This is a genomic window from Marinoscillum sp. MHG1-6 (assembly GCF_024714475.1).
GTDB lineage: Bacteria > Bacteroidota > Bacteroidia > Cytophagales > Cyclobacteriaceae > JAMZMI01.
The window spans coordinates 95592-107787 of the sequence record NZ_JAMZMI010000001.1 but is presented as its reverse complement, the minus strand read 5'-3'; the positions used below and the strand labels follow the sequence as shown (position 1 = coordinate 107787).

Annotated in this window: 11 protein-coding genes; 7 read left to right on the top strand and 4 right to left on the bottom strand. The window is 42.2% G+C overall.

Annotated features, from left to right (window positions below; genetic code table 11):
* Positions 1 to 18 precede the first annotated feature (18 nt).
* Positions 19 to 483 (bottom strand): C40 family peptidase, encoded by a 465-nt coding sequence (locus NXR94_RS00455; RefSeq protein WP_258102584.1) that lies wholly within the window; start codon positions 481 to 483, stop codon positions 19 to 21.
* Between the two features lie 54 nt (positions 484 to 537).
* On the opposite strand from NXR94_RS00455, the gene asnB reads away from it, so the two are divergent.
* Positions 538 to 2424 carry an asparagine synthase (glutamine-hydrolyzing) gene (gene asnB / locus NXR94_RS00450; protein ID WP_258102583.1) on the top strand — a complete coding sequence of 629 codons (1887 nt, stop codon included), beginning with the start codon at positions 538 to 540 and terminating at the stop codon, positions 2422 to 2424.
* Here the strand turns inward: asnB and NXR94_RS00445 are convergent.
* Together NXR94_RS00445 and NXR94_RS00440 are read right to left on the bottom strand one after the other, a co-directional pair.
* The gene (locus tag NXR94_RS00445) at positions 2421 to 2864 is read right to left on the bottom strand and encodes a Dps family protein (protein ID WP_258102582.1); all 444 of its coding nucleotides are present in this window, start codon (positions 2862 to 2864) and stop codon (positions 2421 to 2423) included. The two genes, asnB and NXR94_RS00445, sit on opposite strands and share 4 nt — an antisense overlap.
* Positions 2865 to 2921: 57 nt before the next feature.
* A complete protein-coding gene (locus tag NXR94_RS00440; protein ID WP_258102581.1) occupies positions 2922 to 3692 on the bottom strand; it encodes a class I SAM-dependent methyltransferase in 771 nt (256 codons plus the stop codon).
* Positions 3693 to 3738: 46 nt separating this feature from the next.
* Here NXR94_RS00440 and NXR94_RS00435 point away from each other — a divergent pair, with 46 nt between their 5' ends.
* Together NXR94_RS00435 and rlmB are read left to right on the top strand one after the other, a co-directional pair.
* A complete protein-coding gene (locus NXR94_RS00435; protein ID WP_258102580.1) occupies positions 3739 to 4896 on the top strand; it encodes a GWxTD domain-containing protein in 1158 nt (385 codons plus the stop codon).
* 1 nt (position 4897) lies between these two features.
* Positions 4898 to 5653, top strand: a complete 756-nt coding sequence (gene rlmB, locus NXR94_RS00430; protein ID WP_258102579.1) for a 23S rRNA (guanosine(2251)-2'-O)-methyltransferase RlmB — start codon at positions 4898 to 4900, stop codon at positions 5651 to 5653.
* On the opposite strand, the gene NXR94_RS00425 is transcribed toward rlmB, so the two are convergent.
* Positions 5646 to 6719, bottom strand: a complete 1074-nt coding sequence (locus tag NXR94_RS00425; protein ID WP_258102578.1) for a mannose-1-phosphate guanylyltransferase — start codon at positions 6717 to 6719, stop codon at positions 5646 to 5648. The genes rlmB and NXR94_RS00425 overlap by 8 nt on opposite strands.
* A 192-nt stretch (positions 6720 to 6911) precedes the next feature.
* Here NXR94_RS00425 and recQ point away from each other — a divergent pair, with 192 nt between their 5' ends.
* From recQ to NXR94_RS00405, 4 genes are all read left to right on the top strand, one after another.
* Positions 6912 to 9092 carry a DNA helicase RecQ gene (recQ, locus tag NXR94_RS00420; RefSeq protein WP_258102577.1) on the top strand — a complete coding sequence of 727 codons (2181 nt, stop codon included), beginning with the start codon at positions 6912 to 6914 and terminating at the stop codon, positions 9090 to 9092.
* Between the two features lie 72 nt (positions 9093 to 9164).
* Positions 9165 to 10451: a phosphoribosylamine--glycine ligase gene (purD, locus tag NXR94_RS00415; RefSeq protein ID WP_258102576.1), complete on the top strand. Its 1287-nt coding sequence runs from the start codon at positions 9165 to 9167 to the stop codon at positions 10449 to 10451.
* 64 nt (positions 10452 to 10515) lie between these two features.
* The gene (locus NXR94_RS00410; RefSeq protein ID WP_258102575.1) at positions 10516 to 11688 is read left to right on the top strand and encodes a regulatory iron-sulfur-containing complex subunit RicT; all 1173 of its coding nucleotides are present in this window, start codon (positions 10516 to 10518) and stop codon (positions 11686 to 11688) included.
* Positions 11685 to 12149 (top strand): gliding motility lipoprotein GldH, encoded by a 465-nt coding sequence (locus NXR94_RS00405; protein ID WP_258102574.1) that lies wholly within the window; start codon positions 11685 to 11687, stop codon positions 12147 to 12149. Before NXR94_RS00410 ends, NXR94_RS00405 begins: the two co-directional genes overlap by 4 nt.
* Positions 12150 to 12196 lie beyond the last annotated feature (47 nt).

The window sequence follows — 12196 nt, the reverse complement described above, 5'->3', positions numbered from 1 at the left end:
TTTAAGAGTGAAGTATTGCTATTTTATCACTCTTTTAAATTTTTTCACATTGCTTTTGTAGTAGTCGGTATTCAAACTGGACTCCACTACTCCCCTGGAAGACGAGGCATGAATGAATTTGATATCGTCTCCGTTCACTGCTGTGATGAGTCCGCTATGATACCACTTGTTTCGTTTCTCCTTGAATTTAAAATAGACCAGGTCACCGGGGCGAATGGACCCCCAGCTTTTGGTGTTTCCGATTTTTGATTGCTCCTCAGCTGTACGTGGAAGTCTTATATCAATAGCTCTATAGCAATTAAAGATCAGACCAGAACAATCCAATCCACTTGTGGATGTTCCACCATATACATAAGGTGTCCCAATATAGGCCCGGGCCTGCTCTATGACCTTGTCAATTTTTTTCTGCTTGCGTTTGGTTTGTGCTATACTGGCGGTACATATGATAAAAGCTAAGAAGATAAGTAAAAGGCGTTTGTCCACTATCAAGATCGATTAACTGTTCAAATGATTTTTACAACATAAATTTAAGCCAATATGTGTGGGATAACGGGAATTTTTGCTTTTAATCCAATTGGCCGGATGCACCTCATCCATTTGGAGGAAGCTACAAGGATCCTTGCAAAACGCGGGCCAGATGCTCATCAGACGTGGTTTGACGAGGTAGTAGGCTTAGGTCACAGAAGGCTTTCCATTATAGATACTTCCGAAGCGGCGAACCAGCCAATGAAAGATTCCACAGGCAGATACACCATCGTTTTCAATGGTGAGGTATATAATTTTCGAGAGCTCAAAAAAGAGCTATCAGATCAAGGGGTTTCGTTTACCACAACGTCAGATACAGAGGTTCTGCTATATGCCTATATTATTTGGGGAAAGCAATGTGTTGAAAGACTGAATGGTTTTTTTGCATTTGCCATCTACGATGCAGAAGCAAAGCGCCTGTTTGCGGCCAGGGATCGTTATGGCATTAAACCCTTCTATTACCATGCAGATGAGAATAGGGTGCTATTTGCTTCAGAATTGAAGTCCCTGATGGCCTTCGGTGTGCCGAAGGAATTAGATAAAGAGTCGTTACATCTTTATTTTCAACTCACCTATATTCCTGCCCCGCATACTATTTTCAAAGGCGTACAAAAACTACGACCCGGACATTCGTTGTCCATTGAAAATGGTGAGGCTTTAACGGAAGCTTATTATAGCGTCCCTTATCGGGAAAAGCCTGCTATTCAGGATTTTGATGCGGCGAAAAATCAGTTGGAAAGAGCGCTGCGCCAATCAGTCCATGATAGATTAGTTTCTGATGTCCCTCTTGGCGCGTTCCTGAGTGGAGGGATTGACTCGTCTATCATTGTAGCCCTGGCCTCTGAACAAATAAAGGACCTTAAAACTTACAGCATTGGGTTTAGGGATAATAAGTACTTTGATGAGACAGCCTATGCTGAACTGGTGGCAAAAAAATACCACACTGACCACCACACTTTTAGTTTGACGAATGATGATCTGCTTCAGGAAGTTCAGGGAGTTTTGGACTACATTGATGAGCCTTTTGCAGATTCTTCCGCACTTCCGGTCTCTATATTAAGTAGAAAAACAAGGGAGCATGTTACGGTCGCCTTGTCTGGGGACGGTGCTGATGAGCTCTTTAGTGGATATAACAAGCACAGTGCGTGGCTGCTAAGTCATCAAAAAAGCAAGTCAAATTGGGTTGTGTCAGCAGCTTCAGGCTTGTGGAAGGTATTACCAAAATCCCGCTATACGGCCTTTGCGGATACCATCCGAAAACTGGATAAATACGCTCGGCTACTTAATCTCAGCCATGCAGATAAGTATTGGTTTCTGGCCAGTTTTGTTGAAGATCAAAAAATATCAAGGCTGCTTACCAGTGATCAGTCATCGGATCCTGTACGACTTGCGGCGATAAAAGGTGAAATCCTGAAGAATATACGTTCTGAGGACATCAATGAGGTATTACTTACTGATTCTCAACTGGTGTTGGAGGGTGACATGCTTACCAAGGTGGATCGTATGTCTATGGCGAATAGTCTGGAGGTAAGGGTGCCGTTTCTTGATCCTGCAGTTGTGGAGTTGGCTTTTAATATGCCGGGAAGTTTTAAAATATCGGAGTCAGGCAAGAAAAAAATCCTTCGTGAAACTTTTAAAGATTACCTGCCTGCAAAACTGTATACTCGACCGAAGCATGGATTTGAGGTCCCTTTATTAGACTGGTTTAAAAGGGAATTGAAGGGAAAACTCAATGAAATGGTGTTCGATGAAGAAAAAATCAGAGAGCAGGGTGTTTTTGAATGGAATGAGGTAAAAAGGATAAGGCAAAAGTTGTATTCATTTGATCCAGGTGACATTCACGTACAGGTCTGGTCACTATTAGTTTTCCAAAACTGGTATGACAAATATTTCTCTTAATGCGTCAGCCAGGCGTTGAACATCCAGATATTTTTCTGATGCGAATTGACCAGCGCAATCATCATATCCTCTGTTTCCTTATCTCCCAACTCCGCCGCCATGTCTTTTACCTTATTTTCTTGTTTGATCAGCGATTGAAGCTGTAGTAATAATGCTTTGACTATTTCGGTGTCTTCTGACAGGTTTTGATACTCCATCAGCGTACTGGTCTTCAAATAGTCTGAAAAGCAATGAAGTGGCTCGCCCCCGATGGATAGCAGATGCTCAGCTAGCTCGTCAATAGTGGTGAATGCTTCAGTATAGAGTTCCTCGAATTTTGTGTGAAGTTCAAAGAACCGTTTTCCTTTAATATTCCAGTGAAATCCACGAGTGTTTTGATAGTAAATATGAAAGTCACTGAGTAGCTGGTTGAGTTCGAGGTGAAGATTTAAGTAAGACATGATTTATTGAAATTTTAGAAAGGTCCAAATTTTTCAACTCTCAAAAAAATCCTTTGTTTACTTTTTTACGATCAAGAATAGATCAACGTTTTGGTCATCTACATCATTTAAATAGAAATCATCCTGATTAATGCTTAGAACCAGATCGTTCGACTGGTTTTGAAGTTTATTTCTATTTCTTCTATTCAAAAACTCATAAGGCAATCTTAGCAAGGCTGCAGGCAATCGGTGCTGAAGATCAAGTACATCCCATCGCATGATTTTATTTACAGAAACGCGGTTTTGTTCATGATATTCAGTCATTCGCTCGCTCATACCAATCCCTTTCATTTCCACATGATCAAAATATTTTGAAGCCAGAGCAGTCAACTCTTCAGCAATATATTCACGTTCGTGCCAGGGGTTTCTTGAGAGGGTTTGCTTATTGTTTGGGGTTGAAATCAGTGCGGTTCCTCCAGGCTTTAGGACACGATGAATTTCTTCAAGGAAAAGGGCGTCTTCCTTGATGTGCTCGATTACCTGAAAGGTTACGATCGTGTCAAAGCTATTGTCTGGTAGTTTGAAAGGAGGAAAAACACTGCTTTCGAATTGATATTGTGGGTATTTTTCAGACAAATGGTCAATGACACCCTGAATTTTATCAAGGCCCAGGTAACTCGTGGCTTTGGGAGCCAGCAACTCGACACCGCGTCCTTCTCCACATCCAAGCTCAAGTAGGTCCCCCTGAATGAATGGGATGGCCACATGATAAGCTTTCAATAATCTCTGATGTATTGGATTATCAGATGGAATTTGGTCAGAAGCGATTTCGGTGGTATATACGCTCATTCTTTTTTTCGACAAAGAAACCAAATTATGGTTAACTTTTCTAGCTATGCGGCAAACACTCAAAATCTACCTTTGTGGTCTTATTTTTTTGATCGTTGGAAAGCTCTACGCCCTGGATCTAACCAAAATTAACCTGGAGTATCATTATGACGTGAACGCCCTCGTTCGATTTGAATTTAGAGTTGTGCAGAATGACAGCTCCATGATCCTTTTTTGTAAGACAAAAACTCAGGTTAACAAGCAATATGGGACCATGTTGTTATTGCAAAATGCCTATAACACAGAGGCGCATGATACCCTGAGCTCTTACACCGTTGATACCTTATTTTCTGAGCCTAAGAAAAATATGGTGAGGTTGAAGTTTGATCGAGAGGTAAAGGGAAAATTGCTGATCATTGCTTTCTCGGATCCTTCGGGAGGCGATCTCTTTTTTGACATCCCACTATTTTCCCCACTTGGATACCCGGATTTTTATCCGATAAACGAGGACAGCTTACCAATCATTTCCAATTATGTATCAAATACTGGTGTTCAATTTCATGGGGCGTCAAACACTACTTTTCACGTTTATGAATATGATCAGGAATTCTTAGGAGCAGATCCGCCAATGGGAGCCATGAAACCTCTTTCTCCGACCTTATCAATTGATAGCTCCTATGTGTTTAATAAAGGGTTGGATAGCCTGGAACAGGATCATTTTTATTTATTTCAGGGGGATTCGCTGGATCAGACTGGAATAACGCTGCTTAAGGTGCCATTCTATTTTCCTAAAACAAAGAAACTGGATGATCTTTTAGGACCTCTTCAATACATCACTACTTCTGAGGAAAACAAATCACTTCACCAACCTTTCTCAAACCCCAAGATTTCCTTTGAAAAGTTTTGGATCAATACCTATGGAACGAAGTTCAGAGCCAAAGGAGCGATCAGGAGTTTTTATAATATGGTTCAGGAGAGCAATGAATTATTTACGGACTATAAAGCGGGGTGGAAAACGGATCGGGGGATGATTTATATTGTTTACGGTAAGCCGGATTTTGTTACCCGGGATAAAGGAATAGAAATATGGAAATACACCAGCGGCATTGAGTTTGAATTCATCAGAATTTCAACTCTCTTTGCACCCCTCATTTATTCACTCAAACGCGATATCAAATACGAAAATCAATGGTATGATCGCGTGGGGGAAATAAGAAACGGTTGACATGGCAAAGCAGTTAGAGAATCTGATTTACGGAATTCGTGCAATAATCGAAACAATCCAGGCGGGCAAGGATCTTGAAAAGGTTTTTGTTCAAAAGGGTTTAAAAGGAGACCTTATCAAGGAGCTGCTGAATCTAGCTCATGAAAGAACAATTCCGGTGTCCACAGTCCCAATTGAGAAGATCAATCGATTTACACGCAAGAATCATCAGGGTGCTGTGGCCCTGGTATCTCCTGTGCAATATCATAAGCTGGATCAGGTTTTACCCGGACTTTTTGAGCAAGGGCTTACTCCAATGATACTGATGTTGGATCGGATTACTGATGTTCGAAACTTTGGTGCAATTGCACGTTCTGCCGAATGCATGGGTGCACATGCGATTGTGATCCCTACAAAAAATGGTGCTCAGATTAACGCGGATGCCGTGAAGACTTCAGCGGGAGCCTTGAACTTCCTGCCTGTATGCAGAGAGAGAAATTTGATGGACTCGCTTCGTTTCCTTCAGGACTCCGGACTACAAGTGATCTCTTGTTCAGAAAAGGGAAAGCAACTGATGAAAGAGGCTGACTTCACCCTTCCTTGTGTCATTGTTATGGGAAATGAGGAAGAAGGAGTATCTCCAGAGATACTCAGTCTTAGTGATGAAGTGATGCAGATACCGATGACTGGTCAAATTGCCTCGCTTAACGTGTCGGCGGCTGCAGCCATGATGCTATATGAGGCTGCTAACCAACGACTGGAGTATAATATCAAATAAATTTATCTCCTTTTGACAGTTTCACATCGTGCACAAAGTCACGGAAGATCCCTGAATCCTCTTTTTTACAGATAAGCAACACATCTTCAAAGTCTGCAACCAGATAACCTTCCATTCCCTGAGTTACAACGAGTCGCTTGTTTTTGCTGAGGATATAGTTGTCCTTACAATCATAGGTTAGCACATCGGCCTCAATGACATTGTCGTGTTCGTCCTTGTCCTTGATTTCATGTAATGCATTCCAGGAACCCAGATCGGACCAGCCAAAATCTCCGAGGACCACGTTGACATGATCTGATTTTTCCATGATAGCATAATCCACAGAGATGCTTTTGGAAGTAGCATAGGCATGAGCAATAAATGTTTTTTCCTCTTCCGAGAAGTATTTTCCTGATCCATCCGAAAAGGCTTTTGACAAAACCGGTTGGTATTGCTCAAGAGCTTTGATCACCGCTTTTACTGACCACACGAAAATCCCTGCATTCCACACGAAATCCCCACTTTCGAGAAACTGCTTTGCCAGCTCAAGTTCCGGTTTTTCGGTGAAGGTTTTCACCGGTTTGATCACATCGTCGTGATCACTATCGAATTGGATGTACCCATATCCGGTTTCCGGTCTGTTAGGCTGTATGCCAATTGTTATCAGTTTTTCGTCATCGCAACCATCCACTGCGGATTTTATGGAAGTAATGAACGCTTCCTCGTTAAAGATCACATGATCCGAGGGAAGTACCACCATGATGGCATTAGGGTTTTTCTCCCTGATTTTATAGGCTGCATAAGCGATGCAGGGAGCCGTGTTTCTCTTACAAGGCTCAAGGAGAATGTGGTCTTTTGATAATTCGGGCAACTGCTCATCCAACAAATCCTCATAGATCATATTTGATACTACCCAGACGTTTTCGTCAGGAACAATCGATTTAAATCTATCGTAGGTCATTTGCATTAATGACCGGCCTGTGCCTAACACATCTAAAAATTGCTTGGGTTTGTTATTTCTGCTATATGGCCAAAAGCGGGTTCCTGTCCCACCAGCCATTATAACCACGTGGATGTTTTTATTCATTAATGTGATTTTTATCGAATCAGGATGATTTTTGAAGAATTTGAATGTAAATTCGTTACAAATATATGCCTTTAGGTATTCCCCGCTACTTATCAGGAAATTAATTGATCATGGGCAATTTAAGTGCCGCCAAATGATCACCTTGATGTCAATTTTTATTAATTTATAGTTCAGAACATCAGTATTATGTTGATGGACACCAATACAGCCACCAGACTCAAAGACACGTTGAAGCGCGTGTTTGGGTACGATAACTTCCGAGGTAATCAGGAAGCGATTATCGAAAATGTAATGGAAGGTAAGAACACCTTCGTGATCATGCCTACCGGAGCAGGGAAATCTCTGTGCTACCAGTTACCAGCCATCATGAAAGGAGGAACGGCCATCGTCATTTCTCCGTTGATCGCCTTGATGAAAAATCAAGTCGATCAAATGAATGCCGTAGGGATCAATGCGAGGTTTCTCAACTCCACATTGAATAAAACCGAGATGAACCGGGTGAAGCGAGAGACTTTAGCCGGGGACGTAAAGCTTCTATATGTAGCCCCTGAGTCATTGACCAAGGAGGATAACATTAACTTTTTAAAAGAAGCGGAGATCTCTTTTGTGGCGGTAGATGAGGCTCATTGTATTTCTGAATGGGGTCATGATTTCCGTCCTGAGTACAGGAAGATCAAAAGTATTATCGGAACCTTTGGAGATATTCCACTTGTAGCACTCACGGCTACTGCCACTCCCAAAGTTCAGCTGGATATTCAGAGGAACCTTGCAATGGAGGGTGCGAATATCTTTCAGTCCTCCTTCAATCGAACCAACCTCATTTATGAGGTCAAGCCCAAGAAACAGGCTAAAAAGCAGCTCATAAGAATTGTGAAGGAGCATAAGGGGGAGTCAGGGATTGTGTACTGCCTGAGCCGGAAGAAGGTAGAGGAAATCGCTGAATTGCTTAAAGTGAATGGTGTGAAGGTGGCTCCCTATCATGCCGGATTGGATGCCAATGTAAGAATGGCCAACCAGGACGGATTCCTCAATGAAGATATTGACGTAATTGTAGCAACCATTGCCTTCGGAATGGGTATTGATAAACCTGATGTAAGATTTGTTGTGCATTACGATGCTCCTAAATCTATAGAGGGTTATTACCAGGAGACAGGTCGTGCAGGTAGAGATGGCCTGGAAGGAAAGTGTATTATGCTCTACAGCTACAATGACATTATTAAGCTGGAGAAATTTAGTAAGGATAAGGCTGTTTCGGAACGTGAAAATTCCAAGTTCCTATTGGAGGAAATGTCCCTTTACGCTGAATCAGCTGTATGCCGACGCAAACAGCTACTTCACTATTTTGGTGAAGAATACAATGTGGAAAATTGCGAGGCTTGTGATAATTGCCAGCATCATCAGGAGACCTTTGATGGGACAGAGGATGTGAAAAAGGTGATTAAAGCGGTGGTTCAGACAGGACAGCGCTTTAACCTCAACCATGTATCTGAGGTATTAAGGGGTATTAAATCTGAACATGTAAAGAGCTACAGTCACGACAAGCTGGAGGTTTTTGCCAAAGGCGATCATATGGATGATCACCATTGGAAGTCTGTAATTAGGCAGACGCTCCTGAATGATTTTATTGAAAAAGACATAGACAACCCCGGGGTTTTCAAGGTTACCGATAAAGGCGAGAAATTTTTAATTGACCCTTATGTAGTTGAGCTTTTCAAAGATCATGAATATGAATCTGAGGGCGAGGAGGAAGAGATAGAAAGAGAGGTAGTTAATACCAAAGCCTATGATAAGGTGCTGTTTGATATGATTAAGCACCTGCGCAAGGAAGTAGCCAAGAAAATGGATCTTCCCCCATATGTGATTTTTCAGGATCCGTCCATGGAAGAAATGGCCACCTTATACCCTACTACGATAGACGATCTGATCAAAATTGTTGGGGTTGGTGAAAGTAAAGCAAGAAAATTTGGTAAGCCTTTCTTAGAACTCATCGAAAAATATGTAGATGAAAATGACATCATTACTGCTTCTGACGTACTGGTAAAGAGTTCGGGGATGAAGTCTAAGAACAAGATCTTTATCATTCAGCAGATTGACAAGCAAATGGATCTTGATGAGATAGCAGAGGCCAAGGATATGAAATACGAAGACCTGATTAAGGAAATCGAAAATATCTGCTACGGAGGTACGAAGCTGAACCTGGATTATTACATCGACCATGTTCTGGATGATGAGCGTCAGGATGATTTGTATGATTACTTCCTCAATGCGGAGACGGATAGTATCAAAGTAGCGATGGAAGAACTCGGAGAATTCTACAGCGAAGATGAAGTTCGGCTCATGCGTATCAAGTTCATGTCCGAGTATGCGCATTAAGCAGTGATTTCTTAGATTAATAAATTCAGACCGTCTAATTTTGGGCGGTTTTTTTATGCAAAAAAGAATTTGATGAACGTACTAATCATAGGCTCTGGAGGAAGAGAGCATGCCATCACCTGGAAAATCAAGCAAAGTCCTCTTTGCGAAAAAATATACGTGGCTCCCGGAAATGGAGGTACAAAGGAAATTGCCATTAACCTTGATATCAATGTCAAAGATTTCTCAGCTGTCAGAAAGGCGGTGGTAGACTATGAAATTGGACTGGTCGTAGTGGGTCCGGAGGAACCATTGGTGAATGGTATGGTTGATGATCTCAAAACCAATGAAGAGACCAAAGGCGTGTTGGTGATTGGTCCGGCTCAGGCGGCCGCGAAGCTGGAGGGTAGTAAGGAGTTTTCTAAGGACTTCATGACGAAATATGGAGTTCCAACAGCCAAGGCAAAGACATTTGACAGTTCAAACATTCGGGAAGGTTATCAGTTTCTGGAAGAACTAAAGCCGCCTTATGTTCTGAAGGCAGATGGCCTGGCCGCCGGTAAAGGGGTACTGATTACAGAGGATCTGAGTGAGGCAAAAGCCAACCTTGATGATCTAATTCTCAATAAGCGATTTGGAGATGCCAGTGCAAGGGTACTTATCGAAGAGTTTTTATCAGGAATCGAGCTATCGGTTTTTGTATTGACAGACGGGAAGGACTTCGTGGTACTCCCGGAGGCAAAAGACTATAAGAGAATCGGTGAAGGCGACGAGGGACCTAATACTGGTGGAATGGGGGCAGTAAGCCCGGTGATCTTTGCTGATAAGCAGTTCATGAATAAGGTAGTGGAAAAGGTGATCAAGCCTACAGTAAAAGGGATTGAGTCTGAGGGAATGGATTACTGTGGATTTATTTTCTTTGGCTTGATGAACAACTCCGGTGAGCCTGAGGTGATTGAGTACAATGTGAGGATGGGAGACCCTGAAACGGAGGTCGTAATGCCCAGGATCAAATCAGATCTACTCGAAGTATTGATTGCTGCTGCAGAAGGCAGATTGAATGAAGTAAAATTGGAGCTTGAGCCATTTACAGCCACGACGGTGGTAATGGTTTCCGGAGGATATCCGGGAGATTATGAAAAGGGTCGAGAAATAAGCTTCAAGAAGGACGTGAAAGGTTCAATTCCATTTCATGCCGGAACTGCGATCAAAAATGATACGTTGGTTACCAATGGAGGGCGAGTGATTGCGGTTACGGGACTGGGTAAGAACATGGGAGAGGCTCTCAATAGAAGTTATTCAGGAGTGGATTTGATTGAATGGGAAGGTAAAAATTATCGTAAGGATATTGGATTTGACCTACAGCGACTAGGTCAGTAGGATACTTCGCACTCTTGAGTATATTTGATAGATTTTCAAGAAGGAATAATACTAAAGAAAGAAGATGGGATGTGCATCGTGTGGTGTTACTGGTGCTGATGGCGAGGTAAAAGGCTGTCAAAACAACGGCGGTTGTAGCTCTGGAGGCTGCAACAAGCTGAATGTATTTGACTGGTTGCAACACATGGAGCATCCAATAGAGGCGAGCTACGATGTTATTGAAGTACGCTTCAAAAATGGCCACAAGGAATTTTTCAGAAATTCAGATAATCTTGACCTTACAACGGGTGATGCGGTGATTGTAGATGTTCCTAATGGACACCACCTTGGCCACGTTTCGCTTCAGGGAGAACTTGTACGCCTTCAAATGAAAAAGAAAGGGGTAAAGGATAATGACGAGGTCAGGAAAGTCTATCGTATTGCCTCCCAGAGAGATATTGAAAAGTATCGTGAAACAAAGAACCGGGAGATGCCGACTTTGTATCGTACCCGTCAGATTATTGAAGATTTACAATTGAGTATGAAACTCACCGATGTTGAGTTTCAGGCCGACAATACAAAAGCCACATTCTTTTATTCTGCGGATGATCGGGTCGACTTCAGGGAACTCATCAAAAAACTGGCTTCTGAGTTTAAGATTAGAGTTGAAATGCGACAAATCAGCCTTAGGCAGGAAGCCTCTCGACTGGGAGGAATTGGTGCTTGCGGCAGGGAGTTGTGTTGCTCAACCTGGCTAAGTGAATTCAAAACTGTAGGTACCCAGGCTGCGAGGTATCAGAATCTTTCCCTCAATCCAGGAAAACTTTCAGGGCAATGTGGCAGGCTTAAGTGTTGTCTCAACTATGAGCTGGATACCTACATGGAGGCACTCAAGGACATTCCTAAAGTCGATAGACCTCTACTGACTGAAAAAGGAGCAGCTAAGCTGCAAAAAACGGATATTTTCAGGAAGACCATGTGGTTTGGCTATGATGGAGAAAATAGCTGGTATGCTGTTGACATTGATCGGGTCAACCATATTTTGGCTATGAATAAAGAGGGCAAAAAGCCGGATAGCCTTGTCACAGATAAGGAAGAGCAGGAGAAAGAATCGGGTGCTCTGAATAGCGACCTTGAAGCTATGGATAAGAAATTTTCATCCTCGCGAAAGAAAAAGAAGAAAAAAAGAAAAAACCGTAATCGCGGTAATCAAAACTTTAAAAAACCAGGCAACCAAAACCAGAATAATCAGAAATGAGGTATCTGACTTTAATTGCACTGCTAGCAGTGCTTTTTTCTTGCGATCCGAAAAGGGTTTATGAAGAAAATCAAGAGATCGTGGGGGAGTTTTGGTATGTAGATTCACTCAAGTCTTTTGAGTTTGAGGTTCCTGACGCTACATCGCGCTACAATCTTTACGCAAATATTACTCAGCAATCAGATTACCATTTTTACAACTTGTACTATCGATACTACCTAAGGGATTCTACAGGTAAAGAGTTAGTTTCTGATCTCGCAAATATCGATCTTTTCCATCCAAAAACCGGTGAGCCACTGGGTGATGGTCTGGGGGATTTATTTGATAACAGGGATAAAATCCTGTCTACTTATGAGTTTCCATATGCGGGAAAGTATAAAATCTCTTTTCAGCAGTACATGAGAATGGATAGTCTTCCGGGCATCAAGAGTGTCGGAGCGAGATTAGAAGTGGCCGACTAATTATCACTATTAGTCCCTAAAAGACCTCAGTTCGTCCAATACATAAA